A 24,648-nucleotide genomic window follows, 5' to 3' on the forward strand; every position below is an offset into this window, starting at 1 on the left:
GCGCCTCATCGGCGCTGGGGTCCTTTCGCACCTTTGACCCCTCAGGCCCCTTCTGGCACTTCTGTCGCGTCCATCGCCTCCGCCACGACGTGGAGCATGCTGTCGTCGCGCGGGAGCGTCAGGCGGTCGGCGGCCAGGTCCACGGCGATGCGTACGGCACCGTCGAGCGGGTCGCCCGCGGCCGGGACCTGCCGGGCATACGGCAGCCGGTCCGCCAGTGCCGTCCGCAGGGGTACGAGGAGGGGGTCGCCCATCTTGAACAGTCCCCCCGTGAGGGCGACTTGGACCTCCCCCGACGCGGCGTCCCCCTCGGCGGGACAGACCGCGGCCGCGGAGTCGGCGATGTGCCGGGCCGCGGCGGCCAGGATCTCGGCCGCCGCCGGGTCGCTCTCGGCGCAGGCGGCCACCTGGGGTGCGAAGGACGCCAGCACGGCGGGGCGGTCCGTGCGCGGATAGAGCCGCCCCGGCAGCGCGTCCGCCGAGCCGAACATCTCCTCGGCGCGGGCCAGGAGCCGGGCCGAGCCCCCGGGCCGCCCGTCGTGGGCGCGCAGCGCCGCGTCCAGGCCGGCTTGTCCGATCCAGGACCCGCCGCCGCAGTCGCCGAGCAGATGGCCCCATCCGTCCGCCCTGCGCCAGCTCTTCAGATCCGTGCCGATCGCGATCATCCCGGTGCCGGCCGCGACGACCGCGCCCACCCGCTGCCCCAGTGCACCCGTGTACGCCGTGACGGCGTCGGCGACCAGCGCGAGTCTCCGTACGCCGAGCTCGCGGGCCAGCGCCGACGGCAGCTCGGCGCGCAGCGCGTCGCCCAGGGTGGTGAGGCCGGCCGCGCCGATGGCGACGGCGCGGAGCGTGCCGACCCCCGCGTCGGCCATCAACTGCCGGGCCATCGGCACCAGTTGCTGCAGCATGTGGTTCGCGTCGATGCCGCGCGGACCGGTGCGCACCGGCTCCTTGGACGCCAGCGGAGCCACCGCGCCCCGGCCGCCGTCGACAGCCACGACGACACGCAGCCCTGAGCCCCCGGAGTCCACCCCCAGTACGCCCGAGACCCCGCCGCCGGGACGGGTCACGGCAGTCGCCAGTCCACGGGTTGGCCGCCCTGCCGGGCCAGCAGGTCGTTGGCCCGGCTGAACGGACGTGAGCCGAAGAAGCCGCGGTCCGCCGACATCGGTGACGGATGCGACGACTCCACCGACGGCAGGTCGCCGAGCAGCGGGCGGAGGTTGCGGGCGTCGCGCCCCCACAGGATCGACACCAGGGGCCGTCCCCGCGCCGCCAGTGCCCGTATCGCCTGCTCGGTGACCTCTTCCCAGCCCTTGCCGCGGTGGGCCGCCGGACGGCGCGGGGCCGTGGTGAGCGCCCTGTTGAGCAGCAGGATGCCCTGCTGGGTCCAGGGGGTCAGGTCACCGTTCGACGGCGGGGGCAGGCCCAGGTCGGTGTTCAGCTCCCGGTAGATGTTGATGAGACTGCCGGGCAGCGGCCGCACCTCGGGCGCGACCGAGAACGAAAGCCCCACCGCGTGTCCCGGTGTCGGATAGGGGTCCTGGCCGACGATGAGGACCCGGACGTCGTCGAAGGGCTGTTGGAAGGCCCGGAGCACATTCGGTCCCGCCGGGAGGTAGGTGCGTCCCGCGGCGATCTCGGCGCGCAGGAAGTCCCCCATCTCGGCGATCCGTCCGGCCACGGGGTCGAGGGCCTTGGCCCAGCCCGGTTCGACGATTTCATGCAACGGTCGTGGTGCCACGGCGTCACCCTACTGCCGCACACACGTGGTCGATCAACCGGTGGTCGGCGCACCGCTCAAGGTGGTATGTGCGGTGATGGCGACGGGCGTTGGGGCCGAGGCGGGCGACGGGCTCAATCGATCACCGCGGCCCGCACGCACAGCACATCCGGCAGATGGGACGCCAACTGCTGCCAGCTGTCCCCGTCGTCGGCCGACGCGAACACCTCGCCGTTGCGATTGCCGAAGTACACGCCCGCCGGGTCCGCGTCGTCCGTGCACAGCGCGTCGCGCAGCACCGTGCCGTAGTGGTCCTCCTGCGGCAGTCCCGCGGTGAGCGGCTCCCAGGTCTTGCCCGCGTCCGCCGTGCGGAAGACGCGACATCGGCGGTCCGCGGGGATCCGGTCCGAGTCGGCGTTGATCGGGAACACGTACGCCGTGTCCCCACGATGCGGATGGGCCGCCGCGGCGAAGCCGAACGTGGACGGCAGCCCCTCGCCGATGTCCGTCCAGTGGGCCCCCGCGTCGTCACTGCGGTAGACGCCCCAGTGGTTCTGCAGGTACAGGCGGTCCGGCGTCGCCGCGTCCCGCGCGACCTTGTGCACGCACTGGCCGAACTCCGGGTTCGGATCGGGCAGGAACACCGCGGAGACACCGGAGTTGGAGGGTTCCCAGGTCGTCCCGCCGTCCTTGGTGCGGAAGACGCCGGCGGTGGAGACGGCGACCGTCACCGCGAGGGGGTCGCGCTCGTCGGTGAGGACGGTGTGCAGGCCCTCTCCACCGCCGCCCGGCACCCACTGCGAACGGGTGGGGTGCTCCCAGAGCGCGCGCATGAGCTCGAAGGACTCGCCGCGGTCCGTCGAGCGGTACAGGGCCGCCGGCTCCGTGCCCGCGTACACCACGTCCGGCTCGGCCGCCGACGGGTGCAGCTGCCACACCCGCTCCAGCGAGGCACCGGTGTCCTGGGGGAACTTCACCGCGGGCTCGGCCGGCTCGGTCCAGGTGCGGCCCAGGTCGTCGGAGTGGAACACCGACGGGCCCCAGTGCGCGCTGTCCCCGCCGACGAGGAGCCGCGGGACGTCACCGCGGGTGTCGATGGCCACCGAGTAAACCGCTTGGGCGTTGAAGTACGGACTGTCGTCGAACTCCCAGACACCGCCGCGCCGCCGCCCGACGAACAGTCCCTTGCGTGTGCCTACCGTGAGCAGTACCTCGGCCATGCCGGCCACCTCCGGACGTCGTTGTCTCCAGATACGGGCCAGTCTGCACCCAGGCACTGACAGTCACCCCTGGACGCGCTGCCGACGCAGGTCAGAGGCCTCCCAACGGTCGTCGACGATGTTGGATACGTCTCCTTCTGAGCACCTCGGCGGCCGCTCCCGTATGGGAAGACGATCCGGTGTGCGTGCTCGGGACGAGGAGGGGCCTTCGATGGCGGCGTTACGTGGTCCGAGGGTATTGCTGTGGCGATGGTGGCCCAATCCGCTGCGGCGCCGCAGCGACACGCTGGAGGGCTGGGTCGTGCTGGCCGTGTGGACCCTGACCCTGCTCGCCGGGGCGCTCGCGGGTCTGGCGACCGCGCAGTCGGTCGAGCACAGCCTCGCCGACCAGCGCGCCGAATGGCGTCCCGTACTCGCCCTGCTCACCGAGCGCGCGCCCGGCACGACCGCGTCCGGTGCCGAGCGGGTGTGGGCGGAGGTCCGCTGGACCGCGACGGACGGTTCGGCGCACACGGGCCAGACCCGGGTCGAGGCGGGCAGCACGGCCGGCACTCCGGTCACCGTGTGGACCGACGGCGACGGCCGCCTTGCCACCAAGCCCGCCACGCGGGCCCAGGCCGCCCTGCGAGGCGCGCTGGTCGGGACGCTGGTCGGGATGAGCGCCGCGGCCGTGCCCTACGGGGGCGGGCGGCTGGTGCGCGAGCGTCTGGAGCGGCGGCGGCTGGATCGGTGGGACGCGGAGTGGGAGCAGGTCGGCCCTCAGTGGGGGTGGAAGACGGGCTGAGAGAGCCGGGAGAGTCTTCACCCGCCGTCGACCGCCTTCACCCGCCGTCGTCCGACCTGACACCGCTGTCCGCCCGACAACGCCCCCTCTGCGTAGCAACCGCCGTCAGACAGACCGGTGGTACTGGTCCGGCACATGCACGTCGCCCCCGAGTTCGCGGGCCGCGTGGCGGGCCCACGACGGGTTGCGCAGCAGTTCCCTGCCCAACAGCACCGCGTCCGCCTCGCCGTTGGAGAGGATCTTCTCGGCCTGCGCGGCATCGGTGATCAGGCCGACGGCGGCGACGGCCATCGACGTCTCGTTCTTGACGCGCGCGGCGAAGGGGACCTGGTAGCCCGGGCCGAGGGGGATGCGTACGCCGGACGCGTTGCCGCCCGTCGACACGTCGAGCAGGTCCACGCCGTGGTCCGTCAGTTCGGCGGCGAGGCGTACCGTGTCGTCGGCCGTCCAGCCGTTCGCCTCCAGCCAGTCGGTGGCCGAGATGCGGAAGAAGAGCGGCTTGTCGTCGGGCCACACCTCGCGCACCGCGTCCACGACTTCGAGGGCGAAGCGCACCCGGTTCTCGTACGAGCCGCCGTACTCGTCCGTGCGCCGGTTGGAGTGCGGGGAGAGGAACTCTCCGATCAAGTAGCCGTGCGCGCCGTGGATTTCGGCGACCTCGAACCCGGCGGCCAGCGCACGCCGCGCGGCGTCGGCGAACCGGCCGACGACCTCCCGGATCCCGTCCACCGTCAGCTCGGTCGGCACCGGGTGGTTGTCGTCGAAGGCGACCGGGCTCGGGCCGAGCGGCCGCCAGCCGTACGTGTCCGGGCCGACCGGGGCGCCGCCCTTCCAGGGGCGGTCGGTCGAGCCCTTGCGCCCGCTGTGCGCGAGCTGCACCCCGGGAACCGTGCCCTGTCCCTTGAGGAACCGCGTGATCCGCCGGAACGCCTCGACCTGCGTGTCGTTCCAGATGCCCAGGTCGTACGGCGTGATCCGCCCCTCGGGGCTGACCGCGGTGGCCTCGACGATGATCAGGCCCGTGCCGCCGCTGGCGCGCGCCCCGTAGTGGGCGAAGTGCCAGTCGTTGGGGGCGCCGGTCTCCGGACCCTCCGGCACCGCGGAGTACTGGCACATCGGTGTCATCCAGACCCGGTTCGGGACGGTCAGATCGCGAAGGGTGTAGGGCTCGAACAGCGCGCTCACGGCGGACTCCATTCGTGACGGGGCCGAGGACTCCTTGTACGATAAACCTCGTAGTACGGTGGATGTCAAACTACGATGTCCCTCGTACAATGGAATCCGCCGGAGATCTCCGGGTCAAAGAACCATCCGGAACAGCCGGGCCGGCCGGACCGGAGAGGACTGGAGCCACCGTGACCACCGCCGCCACGACCAGCAGCAGCCGCGATCTTCCGCACCCCGCGCGTGAGGAGATCCGTCTGGAAGCCGTGCTGCACGCGCTCTCCGACCCGATGCGGCTCCAGGTCGTGCGAGAGCTCGCCGCCGACGGCGACGAGCTCTCCTGTTCGCACTTCGATCTGCCGGTCACCAAGTCCACGACCACGCACCACTTCCGGGTGCTGCGCGAGGCCGGGGTGATCCGGCAGATCTACCGGGGCACCGCCAAGATGAACGGGCTGCGGCGGGACGACCTAGACGACCTCTTCCCGGGGCTTCTCGACAGCGTCCTCGCTGCCGCCGTCCGCCAGGCCGTCCGCGTCGGGGGCAGCTGAACCGCCCTTTCCGGGAAGGTGGTTGAAGAGCAGGTTCAGCACGATCGCCGTCAGGCAGCCCGCGCTGATGCCGCTGTTCATCACCGTCTGGAACCAGTCCGGGAACTTCCCGTACACCGTCGGCACACCGACCGGCAGCATGCCCACGGCGACCGAAACGGCCACCACCGTCATGTTGTTGTTGCCCTTGAAGTCCACCTGGGCCAGCGTCCGCAGTCCGCTCGCGGCGACCGTGCCGAACATGACGAGACCCGCGCCGCCGAGCACCGGCGCCGGTATCGCCGCGACCACCGCGCCCAGCTTGGGCAGCAGGCCGAGCAGGACCAGGATGACGCCGGCGGTGGCGACGACCCAGCGGCTGCGGACCCGCGTCATCCCGACGAGGCCGACGTTCTGTGCGTACGCCGTGTACGGGAAGGTGTTGAAGACACCGCCGAGGACGGTGGACAGGCCGTCGGCGCGCAGTCCGTCGGAGAGAGTGCGGGGCTCGATCCTCCGGTCGGTCATCTCGCCGACCGCGATGAAGTCACCCGTGGTCTCGGTCATCGTCACCAGCGCCACGACCAGCATCGACGCGATCGCCGACGCCTCGAACGTGGGTGCCCCGAAGTGGAACGGCGTGCTGATCCCGAGCCAGTCCGCGTCGCCGACCCCGCCGAAGTCCGTGAAGTCGAACGGCACTGCGATCGCGAGACCCACCGCGATGCCGATCAGCACGGCGATCCGGCTCAGGAACACCGGCGCGAACCGCTGTACGCCGAGCACCACCGCGAGAACGAAGGCGGCGAGTCCCAGGTTCTTCGGTTCACCGAAGTCCGGGGAACCCACCCCGCCGGCCGCCCAGTTGCCCGCCACCGGAAGCAGCGAGAGCCCGATGATCAGGATCACCGTGCCCGTGACCAGCGGCGGGAAGAACCGCAGCAGCTTCCCGAAGACCGGCGCCAGCAGGATGATCGCGAGCCCGGCGACGATCACGGATCCGTAGATCGCGGGCAGCCCGCCCTCACCCGTACCGATCAGCACCATCGGTCCCACGGCCGCGAACGTGCACCCCTGCATGATCGGCAGCCGCACCCCGAAGCGCCAGAAGCCGACGCACTGGATGAGTGTCGCGATACCGCACAGCAGCAGATCGGCCGTGATCAGATACGCCATGTCCGCGGGCGACAGCTTCATCGCGCTGCCCACGATCAGCGGGACCGCCACGGCTCCCGCGTACATCGCCAGCACGTGCTGCAGTCCGAAGGCGGCGAGTTGGCGGACGGGTGGGACCTCGTCCACGGGGTGCACGGGTCGTGCGGGGGTGGTGGTTGCCATGGGCACTCCAGGAACGGCGGGAGCGGAACTGGGGACTGGGACTGCACGTGACCGTAGGGGGCTTGAACAGTTTGTTGATTTCCGGTCTGTTGCCGCTAGGTGTCATGCCCACGGGTGCGTCTGCGACTCGGCTGGGCGGAAGAGGTCGTGCGGAATCCGCGGGTCGGGTGTGGCTGGTCGCTCCCCCACTCTCGACTTCGCTCGAGAGGCGGGACCCCCATCGCGGCGGAGCCGCATACTGGCACAGCCCCGCGCCCCCTTACGGGGCGCTGTCCTGCCTCGCCGCCTCCATCAGCGACCGCCAGTCGGGGAGCTTGACCACGCCTCGCCCGAGCGAAGCGCCCAGCTCCGCCTCCGCCCGTTCGATCGCCTGCCAGCCCGCCCACTCGACCGGCCGCAGCCCCTCCGCCCGCAGTACGGCCAGCGGATCGTCCGGCACCTCACGCCGTACGAGCGCGGGGGCGTCCTCCAGCAGTGAGGTCACCGTTTCCTTCGCGCACGGGCGGTTGGTGCCAATGACGCCTGTCGGGCCGCGTTTGATCCAGCCCGCCACGTACTCGCCGGGTGCCACCGAGCCGTCCCGCAGGACCCGGCCCGCGAGGTGGGGCACGGTGCCGCGGTCCGCGTCGAACGGCAGGCCGTCCAGCGGCACTCCGCGATAGCCGACCGAACGCAGCACCAGCTGCGCCTCGATGTCCTCGTACCGCCCGGTCCCCGTCACGCCGCCGTGCCCGTCCGGCACCGTCCGCTCGAAGCGCACCGCGTCCACGCGCCCGGCCTCGGGGAGCAGTTCGACCGGGCGCAGGAAGAACCGGAGCCGGATCCGCCGGGAGGCGCCGAGCGGCGGTCGCTCGGCCCAGCCGCGCAGCACTTCGACGTTGCGGCGCTGTGCGCTGGGCAGGCCGGCGGGATCCGTATACCCCGGATCGAGCGCCAACTCCTCCGGATCCACCACTACTTCGGTGTCCGGCAGGCCGCCCAGCTCCCGCAGCTCCTTGGTGGTGAAGCGGGCCTGTGACGGGCCGCGCCGCCCCACCATGTGGATCTCCCGTACGTGGCTCTCGGCGAGTGCGGAGAGCGCCGCCTGCGGCATGTCGGTGGGGCTCAGCTCGGCGGCGCCGCGGGCCAGTATCCGGGTCACGTCCACCGCCACGTTCCCGACGCCGATGACGACCGCCGCCCGCGCGCCGAGCACGAATCGGTCGGCCGCGGCATCCGGATGCGCGCTGTACCAGGACACGAACTCGGTCGCCGACCAGCTGCCCGGCAGCTCCTCGCCGGGCACGCCGAGGCGGCGGTCCGCGGCGGCGCCCACGCAGTACACGACCGCGTGGTACAGCTCCCGCAGCCGGGCGGCCGGCAAGCCGTCCGGGCCGACCCGGACGCCGCCCAGGAACCGCACGCGCTCGTGCTCCAGAACCGTCCGCAGATTGTTCTGCAGCGACTTGATCTTCTCGTGGTCGGGCGCCACGCCGTAGCGCACCAGGCCGTACGGGCATGGCAGTCGGTCCAGGACGTCCACCCGGACCCCGGGCACCTGGCTCTGCTGGACGAGACTCTGCGCGGTGTAGACCCCGCTCGGTCCCGAACCGACGACGGCGACATGCAGCACGGCGGAACTCCTTCCCCGAGGAGAACGAGGAGATCGCTGCTGGCTCCAGCATCGCACCGCACCGCGCGCCCGGGGAGGGGACGGCAGCGCCCGCGGCGGGGAAGGGGCGGGTGCTGCGCCGACGGGGTGCCGTGCCGGGACCGTACGCGTGCCCTGTTCGCAGCGAATGTGATCATGCGGTTACGTTGCGTATGTGCTGGAAACGTCCTTTCTCAATCTCTGTGACCGCAATGGGCCGGATGGTGCGGTGTCCGTGTGGCCCGCCTGGAAAGTGCGGGAGCACGACACCGTCACGACGTGGTGCAACGTCCGCCTCTCCTTCGATGACGGCGCCCGGGTCGACGTACTCGCCGTGGTGTGCGGCGGAGACGTCTCCATCGAGGACGTTCGCGCCCAACCCGCGCTCTCCCGCGACGACTTGGCCGTGCTCCCGGACTGGATCGAGGGCCGGCTCCTGGACGTGTGCGGGAGCGCGGTCGAACCGGAGCGCGCCGCCCCCGGCAGCGGAGCCCCGGAGAAGCGGCCCGCGCGGCCCGACCCGCGCACCGCCCCGCGGCGTGGCATCGAGCGCCGCCGCTTCGTCGCCGAGGAGTATCTGGCGGCTCAGGAGGCGGGGCGGGATCCGGTGCTCGCGGTGATGATCGCGACCAGCCGCAGCAGGCGTCGCGCGCTGAGGCTGATCGCCGGGGCACGGGACGCGGGCTTCCTGGCGCCGCGCCATGCCCGCCGCTGACGGACCTCCGGGGCCGGTGCAGGGCTCCTGACGCATCTCCGCGACGCCAGGTGGATCCATCAGGTCCCTGGCCGTCCGACGCCGAAAGGTCCCGTCAGGACATCTCGCGCATCCGGTTGATCTCGCTCGTCTGCTGCGCGATCACGTCGTCGGCCATCTCGCCGATCTGAATGTTGTTGCCCTGCGCGAGGACGTCCGTGGCCATGGTGATCGCCCCGGTGTGATGGGTGATCATCAGTTTCAGGAAGAGCTCGTCGAACGCCTTGCCCTCGGCCGCGCTCAACTTCTTCAGCTGCGCCTCGGTCGCCATGCCCGGCATCGCCTCGTGGCCGTGCCCGCCGCTCTTCTCCTTGCCGCCATTGGTCTTGAGCCAGCCCTCCATGGAGTCGATCTCCGGCCCCTGTGCGGCCGCGATCCGCTCGGCGAGCCGCTTCACTCGGGTCGACTCGGCGCGCTTCGAGGCGAGTTCGGTCATTTCGAGGGCCTGGGTGTGATGGTCGATCATCATTCGCGCGTAGTCGATGTCCGCCGAGTTGGGGGAGTCGTCGTCGGTGCGCTGCTTCGCCGCGTCCTCGGCGGAGAGTGTCTCTGCGGCCTCGCCCGGCTTGCCCGGCGCGATCACCGAAGGGCCGGTGCCCGACGCGGACTTGGTCTCCTCGTCCGAGCCGGTGCAGCCACCGAGCGCGAGGACGGCGGCCGTCACGGACGCCGTGATCAAACGGCGGGACGTACGGCGAGAGAGCACAGCGACCTCCTGGCACTTGTGGCACATGAATCGACACACACCTCGTGAGTGTTGATGCCCGTCCTAGCACGCTTCCGTACATCGTTGATCAAAAACATTCATTACGAGTGTGTTGCCATCTGTTGATCTGTGCATGATGAAGACGATACTTCGGGGGTGCCTGAACCGTTCAACTGCGAACGGATACAAGGGAGGACGCAGTGACCCTGTTGAACAACCACCGAACACGGCGCAGACGTCTGGGAGTTGCCGCCACCGCGGCGGGACTCCTCGCAGCACTGCTCACAGCCGCTCCGGCGGTCGCGACCCCAGACCCCGGGGACGCGCCGGCCGCTTCCGAGAAGGTCTCCAAGAGCGAGGCGGCCGAGGCCAGGGCGGCGATCGCGAGCGGCGAGATACCGGGACAGGACGAGATCGTCCACTCGGACAACATCAAGCACCTCGCGAACGTCCCCAAGGACGCGCTGCCCGGCTTCAATTCGGACCTTGCCTTCCAGGGCAGGTACGCGTTCGCCGGCAACTACGACGGCTTCCGCATCTTCGACATCAGCAACCCGAAGGCCCCGAAGACGGTCTCCCAGGTGCTCTGCCCGGGCTCGCAGAACGACATCTCCGTCTCCGGCAACCTGCTCTTCCTCTCCACCGACTCCTCGCGCAGCGACAACTCCTGCAGCAGCACCACGCAGCCCGCGACCGAGAAGTCCTCGTGGGAGGGCATGAAGGTCTTCGACATCAGCGACAAGAAGAACCCGAAGTACGTCGCCGCCGTCGAGACCGCCTGCGGCTCGCACACCAACACGCTGGTGCCGGAGCGCAAGAACGTCTACATCTACGTCTCCTCGTACTCGCCGAGCGCCACGTTCCCCGACTGCCAGCCGCCGCACGACGGCATCTCGGTCATCAAGGTGCCGCGAAGTGCCCCCGAGAAGGCGGCGGTTGTGAACTTCCCCGTCCTCTTCCCCGGTGCGGGACCCGACGGCGGCGGCAACCCGGGCGCGCCCACCAACCCGGGCGTCTCCAAGACCACCGGCTGCCACGACATCACCGTGCTGCCCTCCAAGGACCTCGCGGCGGGGGCCTGCATGGGCGACGGCATCCTGTTCTCCATCAAGGACCCGGAGAACCCGAAGATCATCGACCAGGTCCAGGACAACGTGAACTTCGCGTTCTGGCACTCGGCGAGCTTCAACCAGAAAGCCAACAAGATCGTCTTCACCGATGAGTTGGGCGGCGGCGGCGCGGCCACCTGCAACGCGGCCATCGGTCCGAACCGCGGTGCCAACGGCATCTACGACATCGTTGGCAAGGGTGACAGCCGCAAGCTCGTCTTCAAGAGCTACTACAAGATCCCCCGCCACCAGGCGGACACCGAGAACTGCGTGGCCCACAACGGCTCGCTGATCCCGGTCAAGGGCAAGGACATCATGGTCCAGGCCTGGTACCAGGGCGGCGTCTCCGTCTGGGAGTTCACGGACTCCTCGAAGCCCAAGGAGATCGCCTACTTCGAGCGCGGTCCGGTCAGCACCGACACGCTCCAGGTCGCCGGTTCCTGGTCGGCGTACTACTACAACGGCTACATCTACTCGAACGACATCGCCAAGGGCTTCGACGTCCTGAAGATCAGCGACCGTCGCACGGACCCGGCGAAGTGGGTCCGCCTCGGCGAGCTCAACGTCCAGACGCAGCCGGACTACTTCGACTGACCCGTCCGGCCGGTCTGCCCGGCCGCGTCCGTCTCACGGCCTCCCTCGCGGCTTGTCCCGCGGCTTTCGGGAGCGAAGAACCGTGAGAGGTCCTTGCGGTACGTCTCGGCATACGTCCCGTCGGGCGCCTCGGCGTCCGGCGGGACACCCCGCTCCCAGTCGAGCCCGTAGCGCCCGAACAGCTCGGCCCGCAGAGCCCGCAGGGGCATGGGCACTCCGGGCACCAGGGCCGCGTACACCGAGCCCATCAGGAGCGCGCGCAGCATCGGGTAGTCGACGGCGGCGTCCGGCGAGCCGTAGCGGGCCATGGTGTCGCGGAGCAGTTCCGCGAGACGCCGCTGCTCCGCGCACTGCATGAATCCCTCGCCCTGCAGGATGCCCGCCATGTGCTGGCGCATCAGCACGGGGTGGTCCCGGGCGAGGCCGAGGATGGCGTCGATGGTCCGCGCCATGAGCTCCTGGCCGTCCTCGGTGCGCGGCTCGCACTCCAGCGCCTCTTCCAGGGTGCGGTGCATCAGCCGGTGCACGGCCGACTGGACGAGCTGTCGCTTGCCCGGGAAGTAGTACGAGACGAGGCCACGGGCGGAGCCCGCGCGGTCGGCGATGTCGCCCAGTGTCGTGGCCTCGAAACCACGCTCGCTCACAAGCTCAAGTGCCGCCTGCAGAAGCCTCTCCCGGGAACGCCGCCGCAACTCTTCATTGACCGCGGGGCTGCGAGGCGACATCCTGTACTCCTGCGTTGACTGGCTGCCAGCCAACTATACTCAGGACGTCTGGTGAGTTCCCTGTGAGGGACGCTTTCCAGGCTGCCGTCCGCTCGGGGCGACGCGGGGGATCGTCCCGGGCGGTCGGACAGTGCACGCCGGGACCCGCCGCCCGGGGCCACACGCGGGGCCACAGGGTCCGACCAGCGGCTGTCGCCGAGCCGTCGCTGTCTCCTTACAGTGGGCTCGAATGCCGAGGAGGCGTACGGACATGGACCAAGAACAGATTCTGGCCAGGATCACGGCGATGGTCGACGACGAACGAAGGCTCCGGGACGCCCTCGCGTCCGGGCAGATCGATCGCACGACCGAACACGAACGGCTCGGGCAGCTGGAACGCGAACTCGACCAGTGCTGGGACCTGCTGCGCCAGCGGCGCGCGAAGACGGAGTTCGGCGAAAACCCGGACGAAGCACAGGCACGCCCGTCGTCGCAGGTCGAGGGTTACCTGAGCTGACGGGCGCGGCACCCGGTGGCCGGGACGGTACGTCTCGGCTCACCAGGTCCGCGACGCGTCTGAGTCCACCAGGCCCAGCACGGGCAGAAGCCCGGCCGGCCGCTGGGTCACCGGCAGATGGTCGACGAAGTGCACGCCGCAGCCCAGGGCCGCCGCGCCGCCGTCCGCGCGCCGGTCGTCGCCGACCGTCAGCGTGTCCCGCGGGTCGACCCCAAGCACCTCGCAGGCGGTCGTGAACAGCCTGGGGTCCGGCTTCTGGACGCCGTGCTCGTACGACAGGACGTACGCGCCGACGTACGGGTCCAGGCCGTGGTCCCGGAAGACGGGCCGCAGGTCCCAGCCGATGTTGCTCACCACTCCGACGGCGACACCGCGCTCGCACAGCGCGCCCAGCACCTCGGCCGCGTCGGGGTAGGGGCGCCATGCGGCGGGGGTCATGTGGCGGTCGTACAGCGCGTCGTGCAGTTCCGGATCCGGGAGCGTCACCTGGCGGGAGAGTCCGGTGTACGCGGCCCGGTGCAGCTCGGCGCTCCGGTCGCGGACGCCCCACACCGCGGCCACGTCGTCCGGCAACGGCCCCGACGGGAGGGCCCCGCCCGGCAGCGCGCCCACCGTCTCCAGCTCCTTCGCCGCCCGGAGCAACTCCGGCTCGGGCAGGGCGACTCCGGCCTCGGCCAGCACCGCGCGCAGCCAGGACTCGGAGGATTCGATACGGAAGAGGGTTCCGGAGAAGTCGAACAGCACGGCAGCCATGCGGTGGACCTTACCGGCGGCTCTGTCCAACTGGTCGGCCATGTTCTCAGCCTGGTCGGCCGTGCTGTCAGCGCGGCTCGGCGGCGCCCCGGAACCTCGAGTACGAAGCCACCGCCAGCGCCACCGCCACCGCGCCGAGAAGCCAGCCGCCGAGCACGTCCGTCGGCCAGTGCACGCCCAGATAGACCCGCGTCAGGCCCACGCCGACGACGGACACCACCGCGAGGGCCAGCGCGGCACGCCACAGGACGCGTCCGGCGCCGTACAGGTGGAGGAGCCACAGCAGCAGACCGCACACGACCGCGGCCGTCATGGCGTGGCCGGAGGGGAAGGCCGAGTAGTGGGCGGAGTCCACGGGGTCGGGCCAGACAGGGCGGTCCCGGCCGATCGCCGCCTTCAGCCCCTGCTGCAGCAGTGTGCCGAGCGCACATGTGGCCGCCACCCACAGGGCGAGCCACCATGCCGCGTGGCGCAGCACGAGCCAGAGCACGGCGGCGGCGCACAGGGCACGCATCGTCCATGGGTCCCACACCCAGTCCGTCAGGATGCGGGACGTCTGCGTCAGATCGGGGTCGTCGACGGCCCAGCGGTGAGTCGTGCGCGCGATGTCGCCGTCAAGGGACATGAGCGGGTCCCAGGACGCCGCGACCAGGATGAGCAGCAGCACGGAGGGAACGGCGAGGACCGCCGCGAAGCGCAGCGCGATTCCGGGACCTGACGTGTGGGGCGGCGAGTCGACGGAGGGGGAGTGCATGTAATGATCCTCGCCGATCGGTGGGGCCGGAGGCGAACCCGGGGTGTGCCCCCCCCTGACTACCCCAGCGCCCGCAGACCCGGCACGAAGGTCACCAGGACCGGGACCACCGGCACCAGTGCCGCGGCGGCCGTGAGCCGGAGCCGGCGGACGGCCGGGAGGCGGTCCGGGGGAGCGAGCAGCCGGTCGACGCGCTGCGGGACATGTGCCCCCGGAGTGGGGCAGGGGCCGAACACCCCCCGGTCCTCGTTGAGTTCCACCAGCGCGAGGGCGATCGTCAGCCGGCCGAAGCGGCGTGACGCCATGTCGTCGGCGGCGAGTTCGACCAGCCGGTGCATCTCGTCGCGGAACGCCGCGAACACCGGGACCTGCGGGAAACCGTTGGCCAGCGCTGCCGAGGAGTGCAGCAGCCAGTCGTGCCGGGCCCGCGCGTGCCCCTGCTCATGGGCGAGTACGGCGTCCAGCTGCCGCCCCTCGAGGCGGCGCAACGCGGCCGTGGTGATGACGAGTTGGGGCGCGGCTCCGGACAGCCACCAGGCGTCCGGCCGCTCGGCCTCGATGACGACCAGACGATCACTGCCCGGCTCCTCACCGGGCAACAGCGGGGCGCGTACGAGGAGTTCGGTCCGCCGTTGACGGCGGCGGGACCGAGCCCGGGCGATCTCGCGGACCAGCATCGCCGCGCTCCACACGCCGCCGAGCGCGAGCGTCACGGCGAGCGTCGCGGCCCAGGGCCCACCCGCGAGTGCGTACGCCTCCACGACGGTGCGCGGCGCGGGGGCGAACACCTGGCCGCGGACCGCCTGCCAGGCGGCGGCCGCGCTGAGCGTCATAGACAGTGCGCAGCACAGCAGAACGGCCGCCACCACGCACTGCCACACCCACAGGGCGACCACCGGTTCTCGGTCCGGCCAGTCCGTTCGGGCGAGCAGCCGCGGGGCGACAACGGCGGTCAGGGCGCCGAGCAGCAGCAGTGCCGCGGGGACCATCATGGGAGCAGACTATGAGCGGGCCGCGTCGGAGGATACGGGCCGGCGCGGCAAGTGACGCAGACCACGGTTTCGTAAAGGACCTACCGCTCGGCCGCGGAATCTCCACCGCAGCTCGACTCAGAGTGTGAGAAGCCCGGTTTCAGAGTGTGAGAAGCATGGCGAGCATCCCGATGCCCATCGAGAGCCGGCAGGCCCGGGCCAGTTCCAGCCGATCGCCCCAGCCGGTCGTCCGTACGCCCCCTTGGTGCCCGCCGACCGCGACCGGTACCAGCCGCGTGCCGGTCCACAGCACGTACCCGGTGAAGTACACGAGGAGCACCCCCGTCAGCACGGGAACCCCGGCGTGCGCTCCGCTCGCCATCACCGCGGCCATGTAGACCATCGCGGACGCGCCCACCAGGTGGTGCAGATGGTGCGCGCCGGTCCGTGCCGCCCAGAGAGCGTGCAGCGCGGCCGTGCCGAACACGGCCGCGTAGGCGAGCCAGGCCCAGCGGGGCGGCGCCAGCGCGGCCGCGGGCACGGCCATCGCGGCCATGCCGAATCCCATGAGCGCCTCGCCGCCCGCGGTGCGGCGCTGCTCCTCGAGGGTGCTGCGCATCCGCAGCAGACAGTAGGCGCCGGTCGCCGCGCACAGCACGACGAGCAGCCAGCCGGGCGATGTCGGTCCGTGCACCGCGCACCTCCCCGTCGACGGTGTCGGACAGCCGGATCGGACAGTCAGAACCGTCCGGTCGAAGGGATGCCCGATCCGGGCGGTGCGCAAGCGAGCGCAAGGGTGTACGCGGGGGAGCGTGCGGGGGTGCGCAGCGGATGGGAGGGCGGGGAGGGCTACTCCGTGCCGGCTGCTACCGCGAAGTATATTTTACAAGTAAAACACCTGCTAATCTTGTGGGTATGAGCAGTGCCGCACCCAAACCCCCGCTCGTACGCCGGCTGCCGCTCGCCGGTGTGCTGCGCGCCGGCCGCCCCTCCGACATCTGGTTCAAGCCCGCGCTGAGCGTGGTCGTCGCGACGGGTGTGCCCAACCTGACGCTGCTGGCGCTCGGCCGCCTCGACCTGGCGATGTACACGATGGCCGGGGCGCTCTGCGCGCTCTACGCCCACAACCTGCCGTACGCCGCCCGCGCCCGGGCCCTCGCCCGGGTCGTGCTCGGCATGGTCGCCTCGGTCGCGATCGCGCTGGTCACGGCGTCGTTCACGTCCTCCGCCGTGGTCCTGGTCGCCGTCGGGGCGCTGCTCGCCGCCGCGCAGAAGGCGCTGTGCGACGCGGCGCGCATCGGCCCGCCCGGGCCGGTGATCTTCGTCTTCATCAGCTCGGCCTCCCTCTTCGCCCCGCAAACGCTGGGCCAGGTCCCCGGTCATCTCGCCCTGGTCGTCGCGGCCGGCGCCTGGGCCTGGCTCATCGGCATGGCACCCGGCCTCCTGCGCCCGCACGGGCCGGAACGCCGCGCCACGGCCCGAGCCCTGAACGCCGTCGCGGTGTACGCCCAAACGCGCGCCACCGGTAGTGGCCCCGGTGCAAGCGCCGACGCCGGCCCCGACACCGGCCCCGGCGCAAGCTCCGACAACGAGCGCGCCCGCGCCGCCGCGGCCACCGCCGTGCACGACGCCTGGCAGTCGCTGCTCGCCACCGGCGCCCGCTCCGAGCCCCGCCGCGCCCTCGAGCGGCTCGTCGTCCGGGCCGAGGTCGCGCTCGCCGCCCCCGCCGACACGGACCCCGGACGGTTGCGCGCATGGGCTCGCGACCTGCGCGGGACGAACCCCGTGCCGCATGTGGACCTGGCGCCGGCGGCCGGCGAACTCCTCGGCGTGGACGCCGAACCGGCCGCTGAGAAGCGCCCGCTGGTGAGCAGGCTCGGCCCTCTCCTTCCCCTGGCCCTGCGTACCGCGCTCGGCTGCGCCCTCGCCGGATACGTGTCGCTGGCGCTCGGCGTCGGCCGCCCGTTCTGGGCCCTGGTCACCGCCGCCTCGCTCTACCAGGCGAACATCACCCTGACCTGGAGCCGCGGAGTGCAGCGCGTCGTCGGCAACCTCTTCGGCGTGCTCCTCTTCGCGGCGGTCGCCCCGCTGGCCCACCTCGGCCCGGCCGCCCTCGTCCTGTGCTGCCTCGCCTTCAACTTCGGCGCCGAGGCCCTGATGAGCCGCAACTACTGGCTCGGCAGCGTCTGCGTGACTCCCATGGCGCTGCTGATCACCGAGTTCACGGGCTTCGAGGAGCCCGGGGTGCTGATGACGGACCGGGTCGTGGACACCTTCGTCGGCGCGCTGGCCGGCTTCGTCGCGGCGATCGCGGTCACCAACCGGCGCGCAGGGGACCGCGTCGAGTACGTCCTGGACGCCGTGGAGCGTGCCCGCGAGCACTCCGCGCGGCTGGTCGCCGCCGAGTGCCCGGACTCCGGGGCCCTGGAGTCCGCGCGCCGTCAGCTGGCCGCCGCGCTCGTCGAGCTGCGCGGCACGGCCGACGCCGCGGCCGGTGAATGGTGGCAGCGCTCCCTGCCGGAGGAGCGGGTGATGCTCGCCGAGCGGGCCGGACACCGTACGCTCGCGGCGACGGTACGACGACAGGGACTGCACGCTCTGGAGGGCGCACGGGCATGACGGCGGCGAACGGGCGGACGGGGACCGGACGGACTGCGATCGGGCGGACAGGGAGCGGGCGGACCGATGCCGGGACCGACACGGAGGGGCAACCCGTGCCGGGGGACACCCTTGCCGCGGTGGTACGGCAGTGGCAGGCGGTCCACCCCGACCTCGACACCGGGCCGATGGAGATCATCGGCCGCATCAACCGCTGTGCCGCGCTCCTCCAGCAGGCCGAGGACGCGCCGCTGCGCCATGCAGGCCTCACCCGCCCCGAGTTCGACCTCCTTGGCGCCCTGCGCCGCACCGGCCTCGAACTGACCCCCGGCGAGCTGGCCCGGGAGACGTTCTCGTCCGGCGCCGCGGTGACCAAGCGGCTCAAGCGGCTGACCGAGCGCGGACTCGTCGAGCGCCGCGGCGACACCCGCGACCGCCGTGTCGCCCACGTGCGGCTCACGGACGCCGGACGCGACCTCGTCGACGGCATCCTGCCCGAGCAGCTCTCGTACGAGACGACGGTCCTGTCGGGACTCGCTTCCGGTGGGCAGCGGGAACTGGCGTCGCTGCTCAGCGAGTTGCTGGTCCAGCTGGAAGGCCGCCTGGGCGCCCCGCGCGTCTGACGCGCCGCAGCCCGTTCCGCGCATCTTCCGCCCCCCGGTCCTTCCGTCGCGGCAGAAACTTCGCGGTTACCGACCGTTGACACGGGATGCACGCCACTCCTACGTTCGGCACGCTGGCCTTCGCGGTGATCGTGCTGCGACGACTCGTGCGCGCCATGCCCGCCGAGGTCGAGGAAGCGGCACGGGGGGACGGCTGTGGGTTGCCTGGCGCGCTGTGGCGGATCGTGCTGCCCGGCCCGGGCTGATAGCGGTCGGCGGCTTCTCGGTCCTGCTCGGCTGGGGCGAGTTCGTCTTCGGGATCACCCTCAACAGCGACCCCGAGGTGCAGCCGGTGACCGTCCTGCTCAACACCTTCGTCGGTCAGACCGGCACGGACTGGGGACCGCTCATGGCGGCCGCCACGCTGGTCAGCGTCCCCGTGGTGTGCGTCTTCGCGATGCTCCAGCGGTACATAGTGGGCGGGCTGACCGCCGGAAGCGTCAAATCCCGAATCGCGCAGCGACAGAACAACGTCCACCACCGGTGCCGCGGCCACCGCGCTCGCCGTAATTCCGACTACTGAAGGGAACTGACGCCGTGCCGGCCGAGACGGAGAAGTTGACGATCGACCTGGGCACCGACACCGGTGCCTTCCACGGCGGGGCGAGCGGCACGCTGTACGGCCTGTACGGAGAGGGCGTCCCGAGCCGCAACCTCGTCGAGGGCATGCACGTCCGCACGGTCTCGACCAAGGCCCAGGACGGCACGCAGCACCCCGGCGCCGACGCCCTCGAAGTCCTGCCCGCCTTCGTGGACTCGGGTGGCAAGGACGTCTACATCTACATGACCGACATCTACCGCGGCTTCCCCTACCAGTGGCCCGGCGCCACCGGCGAGGAACGGCTCGCGGACTTCAAGGGGAAGGTCGAGAAGCAGGTCAGGCAGGTCCTGACCATGGGCGCGTACAAGTCCCATGTCGTGTACGTGCCCTTCAACGAGCCGGAAGGGAACATGTTCGGCACGGGGGAGTGGAGCTACGACAAGGTCTCCTGGCGCACGGACCCCACGCACTTCTTCGCGGCCTGGAAGGACTTCCACCACCTGATCAAGGACCTCGACCCGGACGCCCGCATAGCCGGCCCCAATACCAGCATCCTGTATGCCGAGGTGAGGGGTTTCCTCGAGTTCGCCAAGGCCAACGACGTGCTGCCCGACGTGATGACGTGGCACGAGCTGTCCTCACCCGCGGAGATCCGGACGAACGTCGCCAAGTACCGCCGGATGGAGAAGGACGTGGGCATCGACCCGCTCCCCATCAACATCAACGAGTACGCGCACAACTACCACCTCTCCGTCCCTGGCCAGGTCATCCAGTGGATGTCGGCCATCGAGGAGTCGAAGATCGACGCCGACATGGCGTACTGGAACATCGACGGGAACCTCAACGACTCGGCGGTGGAGGCGAACAAGGGCAACGGCCAGTGGTGGCTGTTCAACGCCTACGGGCAGCTGACCGGTCACACGGTCCAGGTCGCGGCTCCGCGGCCGAACGTGCAGTACACGCTTCAGGGGGTCGCCACGTTCGACCCGGGCAAGCGGCAGTGCCGGGCTCTCTTCGGCGGCAGGAGCGGCGCGGCCGATGTCGTCTTCGAGCACGCGGACGTCCTCGGCTCCGCCGTCCACGCGACCGTCCAGGAGATCCCCTGGACCGGCCAAGTGGGCGCCTCCGCACAGCCGTTGCGGCTCCAGGACCGCGAACTGACCGTGCGGGACGGCAAGGTGACCCTGTCGCTGACCGACCTCAACGAGATGTCGGCCTACCAGGTCATCCTCTCGCCGGGCGGCAAGGGCGCGGTCGGAGCGCCGCCCTCGGTGGGCTGGCGGGGGTCGTACGAGGCCGAGAACGCGACGTACACGGGCAGCGGCCACTCCAAGAACGGCCCCGAGGGATCCCCCTCCGACGTGGACAAGTTCGCGACCTCCAGCGGCTACAACGTGGGTGGACTGCGCACCGGTTCCGACGGCGCCCTCGCCTTCGACGTCGAGGTCCCGCAGGACGGGACGTACGACCTGAGCGTGTTCGCCAACTCCTACAACCAGTACGAACTGGTGAAGGAGCAGGGTCCCACCAATGTCTTCCTGCGCGTCGACGGCAAGGACCCGCAGGAGCTGCGGCTGCCGCTCGGCTACAAGTGGGTGGTGTGGGGGCACACCGACACGCGGGTGACCCTCACGGCGGGCAAGCACACCCTCACCCTCTCCGCCCAGGACCCCGATCTCGGTCTCACCAAGGGCGACGCGATCATCGACAAGATCGACCTGGCCCTGCGCGACGCGCACGTGACCGCGCCCGCGCTGTACGAGGCCGAGTACTCGACCCTCGGCGGCGGAGCCCGTGTCAGCTACGCCCACCGTGGGGCCTCCGGTCCCGGAGCCGTCGCACTGCCCCCTGGCGGTACGGCCACCTTCTGGGTGCATGCCTCCCTCGACGGCGAAACGACGGTGACGGTCGATCAACTGGGCGGCGGTGAAGGCTCATTGAAGGTCAACGGCGAGAATGTGGGGCGGATCGAGCACGGTGGCGTCCCGCTCTTCCTGGTCGGCGGCATCAACAAGATCACCGTCACCGGGACGTCGGGGCGCCTGGTCCTGGACCGACTGCGGGTCGGCCCGTCGCGCGGACGCCTGAAGAGCACGGTGTACGCGGCCGAGGAGGGCATCCTCACGGGCGCGGCGAGGGTGGCGGCGTACCCCTTCGCCACCGGCGGCAAGGCTGTCGACGCCATCGGCAAGGGCACCGCCAACGCGCTGGCCCTCACGGTGACGGCGGCGAGCAGCGGCCGGCACGCCCTGACCATCCGCTACTCCAACGGCGAGCAGCCCCCGGCCACGCATTACAACCCGGACCCGGTGTGCCGCCACGCGGACATCTCCGTCAACGGAGCGAATCCGCAGCGCGTGCTCTTCCCCACCACCTTGCACTTCAACAACTTCTGGGACCTCACCGTGCCGGTGACGCTGAAAAAGGGCACCAACACCTTGACCTTCACCGCCGACGAACTCCCCGACTTCGACGGCGACACCTCGAACCAGTATCAACAGCGCTCCCCGTACGCCCCGGTCATCGACCAGGTCACGGTGACGCCACTCGCCTAGGGTCTGGGCGGGCGAACAGGGGAACCAGCCCACTTCGCCCGCCTTGTAGATACCGAACACCGCCCCCCCGCGGGTCCCGGACAACCGCGATCCGCGGGTCCTCCGGGACCGAGGTGTGTTCCATGAGGAGGCTTCCGCCCGCCCGCGTACCGGATCCGCGATGGCGTCGACGTCCTCGACGGCGAAGTACGGCAGCCAGTGCGAGGGCACCTCGTACGGGAACTTGTCACCCATCTCCACCATTTCGCCGAAGTCGGCGCCCCCGACGGCCCACCGCGTGTAGAACTCCCAAGCGTTGACGGTCCAGCCGAACACCGTCGTGTAGAAGGCGGTGACCGCCTCGGTGTCGCGCGTCATCCGTTCGACCCAGCCGAGCGAGCCGGGTGCGTTGAACAGGGCCGCACCGGGGAAGGACCGTGCTTGCCAGAGCTGGAAGACCGCGCCACCCGGGTCGGCGACCACCGCGAAGCGGGCCGTCCGGCGGACTTCCGTAAGGTCGTCGAAACCCACCACGCTCATGCCCTCCGGCACGCGCAGCCCGCGTCGGCGCACATGGAGTTGGCCCTCGGGCCAGCGCGTGACGCAGGTCTGGAGCGCCACCGTCACTCAGTCCGGCTCCGCCGTCACCGCTGCCGACGCCGGCTGCAACGCGGCGATCGCGCCAGGCGGGACGGTCACCTTCGGCTTCAACGGATCCTCGTCCGGGAGCAACACCGCACCCACGGCCTTCACCCTCAGCGGGACGGCCTGTACGGCCTGGTCCGCCCGCGTGTGCCGACGGGACCTGCCCGTCGGCACACACTCTTCCTCTCCATCAACTACCCTGCGCTTCCCGGTAGTTGAGAGTTGAATTCGGAGGTGGAGGCAGAGGCGGAGCTGGACCCGGCGGTCGCGGTCTTGTCCTGGCCGACCGGCCGGAGCACTCGCGGCGGCGTGGCGTCCTGATTCCGGAGACTGGGCGCCATCCCGTCCCACCAGTCGGCATTGCCGTCCTCGATACAGCGGAGCAGGACTCCCTCACGCAAGGCCCAGGGGCAGATGGTCACCTCGTCGATGCCCATCAGCTTCATCGTGGTGTGGGCGACGATCGCCCCGGCCAGGGACTGACCGGCCCGGGCGGCGGAGATGCCCGGCAGAGTGGCGCGCGCCGAGGCCGGCAACTCCGCCAGCCGGTCGACGGCCCGGCGCAGATCGGTCCGGGCCATGCCGCGCGGTGTGAAGGGGCCCGACCGGCCCGGCTCCGCGCCGCACAGGCGGCCCAGCTGCTGGAACGTACGCGAAGTGGCGACGCTCGTGCGGGGCGCCTCCCACCGTATGCGGGCCGCGACGTCGCGCAGCTGGTGACGTACGTGCCGGCGCAGCGCCTTGACCCGGCGTGGCGACGGCGGATCCTGGCCGCGGAAGAACTCGCGGGTCAGCAGGTTCGCTCCCAGCGGCAGCGAGATCGCGAAGTCGGGCAGCTTGCTGCGGCCGAAGGCCACCTCCAGGGAGCCGCCACCGATGTCCAGCATGGCCAGCGGCCCCGCGCGCCAGCCCATCCAGCGCCGCGCGGCGAGGAAGGTCAGCTCCGCCTCGACCTCGCCGGGCAGGATGTGCAGCGGCAGCCCGGCTTCGGCGGCGACCTGTTCGAGGATCTCGGCGCGGTTCGGGGCGTCCCGCACGATCGCGGTGGCGAAGGCGAAGGGCCGAGCCACTCCCCAGCGCCTGCCCTCGTCCCGGGCGGCGGTGACGGCCTCCACCAGCCGGGTCACCTGTTCCGGCGGCAGGCGACCGCCACGCTCCACGTGTTCCGAGAGTCTCAGCCGGCGCTTTGCGGTGTGGACAGGCAGTGGAACCGCCCCGTCCGTCTCCGCGATGACCAACCGGACCGTGTTCGAACCGACATCAAGTACACCCATTCGCATCCCCTCCCAGTACCCGTGGCAGCCCCCGGCATGCGGCGGAGCGCGTGTCGCGGGCAGATGGTGCCTGGGAGGTTGGGCAGGTTCGCCCGGGGTACTGGGGGCGGCGGCCCTGGAGGGAGCCGTCATGCGCCCCAGAGACAGCACCCGGGACGGAAACGGGACGAGAAGCGGCCGAAGCCAGGGCCGGAGACAGAGCCAGGGACAGGGTCAGAGAGAGGAAGGGCGAAGGGACATGGTCCAGTTGGTGGAAGACGTGATGACACCCGACCCGAGGGCGGTCGAGCCAGACTCCCCGCTCGTCGACGCAGCCCAGCTGATGCGCGACGAGGATCTCGGCGGCGTCCTGGTCGTCGAGGGAGACACGCTGGTCGGTCTGGTCACCGACCGCGACATCGCGTTGCGTGTGGTGGCGGACGGCGGCGACCCGCGCATCATCGACGTCCGCTCGGTCTGTACGCCGGACCCGGTGTGCATCGGCCCCGAAGAGGAGGCCTCGGTGGCGGTCGAGCTGATGCGGCGGCACGCGGTCCGGCGGCTCCCGGTGGTCGAGGACGGACGACCGGTCGGCATGGTCAGCCTCGGTGACCTGGCCGAGAACCGGGACCCGAACTCGGCACTCGCCGACATCAGCCGGGCCGCTCCCAGCCCTGGTCAGGGCACGGTCATGTGGTAACCGGGTGCCGCTCGCGCCCCTGCCCGCGCGGCTCCTGCGCGAGCCCTGCTCAGGCCGCCCTCCGCGAGTACTCTGACTCTATGGACACCTTCGGCAGGGGTATAGCCATCCCGAACGAAGTCGTGGCCGGTCTGGCACCCTTCGTGGTGGGACTTTTGATCACGGCGATGCTGATCGCCGCAGTGTGGTGGGGCATGAGGGTGCGCGCTCGGGAACCCGGCCCGCCGCGTCCCGAGGAACAGCCCCACTTGCCGCCCACTGGCGCGGTCCACGAGATCAGCGAAGTGCGCGAGCCCGACGAGATGCCGCACGACGGCACGGTCCTCCTCCCGACCGAGTTGGCAGCTCTCGGCAACATGTACACACGCCGCGCCAAGAACCAGAAGCGGCCCATCTGGAACCGGAACAGCAGCGGAGGATTCGGGAGCGGCGGGCTCGGACACCACTGAGGGTGCTCGGGC

General features: G+C 71.0%; 26 protein-coding genes and 1 pseudogene. 13 read left to right on the forward strand and 14 right to left on the reverse strand.

The window, feature by feature from the left end; all coding sequences use genetic code 11:
* Positions 1-41 precede the first annotated feature (41 nt).
* The 3 genes from ACTWQR_RS29120 to ACTWQR_RS29130 form a co-directional block, all read right to left on the reverse strand.
* Positions 42-1,073 carry an N-acetylglucosamine kinase gene (locus ACTWQR_RS29120; protein WP_443230161.1) on the reverse strand — a complete coding sequence of 344 codons (1,032 nt, stop codon included), beginning with the start codon at positions 1,071-1,073 and terminating at the stop codon, positions 42-44.
* Positions 1,070-1,747 carry a uracil-DNA glycosylase gene (locus ACTWQR_RS29125; RefSeq protein ID WP_443230162.1) on the reverse strand — a complete coding sequence of 226 codons (678 nt, stop codon included), beginning with the start codon at positions 1,745-1,747 and terminating at the stop codon, positions 1,070-1,072. Before ACTWQR_RS29125 ends, ACTWQR_RS29120 begins: the two co-directional genes overlap by 4 nt.
* 113 nt (positions 1,748-1,860) lie before the next feature.
* Complete coding sequence (locus tag ACTWQR_RS29130; protein ID WP_443230163.1) at positions 1,861-2,946, reverse strand: WD40/YVTN/BNR-like repeat-containing protein; 1,086 nt, start codon at positions 2,944-2,946, stop codon at positions 1,861-1,863.
* A gap of 211 nt (positions 2,947-3,157) precedes the next feature.
* Here ACTWQR_RS29130 and ACTWQR_RS29135 point away from each other — a divergent pair, with 211 nt between their 5' ends.
* Positions 3,158-3,730: an Rv1733c family protein gene (locus ACTWQR_RS29135; protein WP_443230164.1), complete on the forward strand. Its 573-nt coding sequence runs from the start codon at positions 3,158-3,160 to the stop codon at positions 3,728-3,730.
* Positions 3,731-3,835: 105 nt separating this feature from the next.
* On the opposite strand, the gene ACTWQR_RS29140 is transcribed toward ACTWQR_RS29135, so the two are convergent.
* Complete coding sequence (locus tag ACTWQR_RS29140; RefSeq protein WP_443230165.1) at positions 3,836-4,915, reverse strand: NADH:flavin oxidoreductase/NADH oxidase; 1,080 nt, start codon at positions 4,913-4,915, stop codon at positions 3,836-3,838.
* A gap of 170 nt (positions 4,916-5,085) precedes the next feature.
* Between ACTWQR_RS29140 and ACTWQR_RS29145 the strand changes: the two genes are divergently transcribed.
* Positions 5,086-5,445, forward strand: coding sequence for an ArsR/SmtB family transcription factor (locus ACTWQR_RS29145; RefSeq protein WP_443230166.1), 360 nt, complete (start codon positions 5,086-5,088; stop codon positions 5,443-5,445).
* On the opposite strand, the gene ACTWQR_RS29150 is transcribed toward ACTWQR_RS29145, so the two are convergent.
* Both ACTWQR_RS29150 and ACTWQR_RS29155 read right to left on the reverse strand, forming a co-directional pair.
* A complete protein-coding gene (locus ACTWQR_RS29150) occupies positions 5,365-6,762 on the reverse strand; it encodes a nucleobase:cation symporter-2 family protein (RefSeq protein ID WP_443230167.1) in 1,398 nt (465 codons plus the stop codon). The two genes, ACTWQR_RS29145 and ACTWQR_RS29150, sit on opposite strands and share 81 nt — an antisense overlap.
* A 259-nt stretch (positions 6,763-7,021) precedes the next feature.
* Positions 7,022-8,374: an FAD-dependent oxidoreductase gene (locus ACTWQR_RS29155; protein WP_443230168.1), complete on the reverse strand. Its 1,353-nt coding sequence runs from the start codon at positions 8,372-8,374 to the stop codon at positions 7,022-7,024.
* 247 nt (positions 8,375-8,621) lie between these two features.
* Here ACTWQR_RS29155 and ACTWQR_RS29160 point away from each other — a divergent pair, with 247 nt between their 5' ends.
* Complete coding sequence (locus ACTWQR_RS29160) at positions 8,622-9,107, forward strand: DUF6214 family protein (protein WP_443230169.1); 486 nt, start codon at positions 8,622-8,624, stop codon at positions 9,105-9,107.
* A gap of 94 nt (positions 9,108-9,201) precedes the next feature.
* On the opposite strand, the gene ACTWQR_RS29165 is transcribed toward ACTWQR_RS29160, so the two are convergent.
* Entirely contained in the window at positions 9,202-9,879 is a 678-nt protein-coding gene (locus tag ACTWQR_RS29165) for a DUF305 domain-containing protein (RefSeq protein ID WP_443230170.1), read from the reverse strand.
* Between the two features lie 173 nt (positions 9,880-10,052).
* Between ACTWQR_RS29165 and ACTWQR_RS29170 the strand changes: the two genes are divergently transcribed.
* Positions 10,053-11,555 carry an LVIVD repeat-containing protein gene (locus ACTWQR_RS29170; RefSeq protein WP_443230171.1) on the forward strand — a complete coding sequence of 501 codons (1,503 nt, stop codon included), beginning with the start codon at positions 10,053-10,055 and terminating at the stop codon, positions 11,553-11,555.
* Here the strand turns inward: ACTWQR_RS29170 and ACTWQR_RS29175 are convergent.
* The gene (locus tag ACTWQR_RS29175) at positions 11,543-12,280 is read right to left on the reverse strand and encodes a TetR/AcrR family transcriptional regulator (protein WP_443230172.1); all 738 of its coding nucleotides are present in this window, start codon (positions 12,278-12,280) and stop codon (positions 11,543-11,545) included. The two genes, ACTWQR_RS29170 and ACTWQR_RS29175, sit on opposite strands and share 13 nt — an antisense overlap.
* Positions 12,281-12,530: 250 nt before the next feature.
* Here ACTWQR_RS29175 and ACTWQR_RS29180 point away from each other — a divergent pair, with 250 nt between their 5' ends.
* Positions 12,531-12,776, forward strand: a complete 246-nt coding sequence (locus tag ACTWQR_RS29180; RefSeq protein ID WP_443230173.1) for a DUF2630 family protein — start codon at positions 12,531-12,533, stop codon at positions 12,774-12,776.
* A 39-nt stretch (positions 12,777-12,815) separates the two neighbouring features.
* Here the strand turns inward: ACTWQR_RS29180 and ACTWQR_RS29185 are convergent, their stop codons facing one another.
* The 4 genes from ACTWQR_RS29185 to ACTWQR_RS29200 all read right to left on the reverse strand — a co-directional run bounded on the left by ACTWQR_RS29185 (position 12,816) and on the right by ACTWQR_RS29200 (position 15,948).
* Positions 12,816-13,529 (reverse strand): HAD family hydrolase, encoded by a 714-nt coding sequence (locus ACTWQR_RS29185; protein WP_443230174.1) that lies wholly within the window; start codon positions 13,527-13,529, stop codon positions 12,816-12,818.
* Between the two features lie 67 nt (positions 13,530-13,596).
* Positions 13,597-14,283: a phosphatase PAP2 family protein gene (locus tag ACTWQR_RS29190; RefSeq protein ID WP_443230175.1), complete on the reverse strand. Its 687-nt coding sequence runs from the start codon at positions 14,281-14,283 to the stop codon at positions 13,597-13,599.
* 59 nt (positions 14,284-14,342) lie between these two features.
* Positions 14,343-15,275: a M56 family metallopeptidase gene (locus tag ACTWQR_RS29195; protein WP_443230176.1), complete on the reverse strand. Its 933-nt coding sequence runs from the start codon at positions 15,273-15,275 to the stop codon at positions 14,343-14,345.
* Between the two features lie 139 nt (positions 15,276-15,414).
* Positions 15,415-15,948, reverse strand: coding sequence for a DUF5134 domain-containing protein (locus tag ACTWQR_RS29200; protein WP_443230177.1), 534 nt, complete (start codon positions 15,946-15,948; stop codon positions 15,415-15,417).
* 221 nt (positions 15,949-16,169) lie between these two features.
* Between ACTWQR_RS29200 and ACTWQR_RS29205 the strand changes: the two genes are divergently transcribed.
* From ACTWQR_RS29205 to ACTWQR_RS29225, 5 genes are all read left to right on the forward strand, one after another.
* Positions 16,170-17,873 (forward strand): FUSC family protein, encoded by a 1,704-nt coding sequence (locus ACTWQR_RS29205; protein WP_443230178.1) that lies wholly within the window; start codon positions 16,170-16,172, stop codon positions 17,871-17,873.
* The gene (locus tag ACTWQR_RS29210; RefSeq protein ID WP_443230179.1) at positions 17,870-18,475 is read left to right on the forward strand and encodes a MarR family winged helix-turn-helix transcriptional regulator; all 606 of its coding nucleotides are present in this window, start codon (positions 17,870-17,872) and stop codon (positions 18,473-18,475) included. Before ACTWQR_RS29205 ends, ACTWQR_RS29210 begins: the two co-directional genes overlap by 4 nt.
* Positions 18,476-18,561: 86 nt before the next feature.
* Entirely contained in the window at positions 18,562-18,720 is a 159-nt protein-coding gene (locus tag ACTWQR_RS29215; RefSeq protein WP_443230180.1) for a hypothetical protein, read from the forward strand.
* Complete coding sequence (locus ACTWQR_RS29220) at positions 18,690-19,037, forward strand: hypothetical protein (RefSeq protein WP_443230181.1); 348 nt, start codon at positions 18,690-18,692, stop codon at positions 19,035-19,037. The genes ACTWQR_RS29215 and ACTWQR_RS29220 overlap by 31 nt, the downstream gene beginning before the upstream one ends.
* Before the next feature lie 14 nt (positions 19,038-19,051).
* A complete protein-coding gene (locus tag ACTWQR_RS29225; protein ID WP_443230182.1) occupies positions 19,052-21,610 on the forward strand; it encodes a cellulosome protein in 2,559 nt (852 codons plus the stop codon).
* A 27-nt stretch (positions 21,611-21,637) separates the two neighbouring features.
* Here ACTWQR_RS29225 and ACTWQR_RS29230 read toward each other — a convergent pair.
* A pseudogene (locus ACTWQR_RS29230) lies at positions 21,638-22,099 on the reverse strand (VOC family protein); the annotation flags it as partial.
* Positions 22,100-22,127: 28 nt separating this feature from the next.
* Here ACTWQR_RS29230 and ACTWQR_RS29235 point away from each other — a divergent pair.
* Positions 22,128-22,460: a cellulose binding domain-containing protein gene (locus tag ACTWQR_RS29235; RefSeq protein WP_443230183.1), complete on the forward strand. Its 333-nt coding sequence runs from the start codon at positions 22,128-22,130 to the stop codon at positions 22,458-22,460.
* On the opposite strand, the gene ACTWQR_RS29240 is transcribed toward ACTWQR_RS29235, so the two are convergent.
* A complete protein-coding gene (locus ACTWQR_RS29240; RefSeq protein WP_443230184.1) occupies positions 22,429-23,514 on the reverse strand; it encodes a Ppx/GppA phosphatase family protein in 1,086 nt (361 codons plus the stop codon). The two genes, ACTWQR_RS29235 and ACTWQR_RS29240, sit on opposite strands and share 32 nt — an antisense overlap.
* 232 nt (positions 23,515-23,746) lie before the next feature.
* On the opposite strand from ACTWQR_RS29240, the gene ACTWQR_RS29245 reads away from it, so the two are divergent.
* Both ACTWQR_RS29245 and ACTWQR_RS29250 read left to right on the forward strand, forming a co-directional pair.
* The gene (locus ACTWQR_RS29245; protein WP_443230185.1) at positions 23,747-24,187 is read left to right on the forward strand and encodes a CBS domain-containing protein; all 441 of its coding nucleotides are present in this window, start codon (positions 23,747-23,749) and stop codon (positions 24,185-24,187) included.
* An 80-nt stretch (positions 24,188-24,267) separates the two neighbouring features.
* Positions 24,268-24,636, forward strand: a complete 369-nt coding sequence (locus ACTWQR_RS29250) for a DUF6479 family protein (protein ID WP_443230186.1) — start codon at positions 24,268-24,270, stop codon at positions 24,634-24,636.
* The last annotated feature ends 12 nt before the right edge of the window (positions 24,637-24,648 follow it).

It is taken from the genome of Streptomyces sp. 2A115 (assembly GCF_052245575.1).
In the GTDB taxonomy this organism is placed as follows: Bacteria; Actinomycetota; Actinomycetes; order Streptomycetales; family Streptomycetaceae; genus Streptomyces.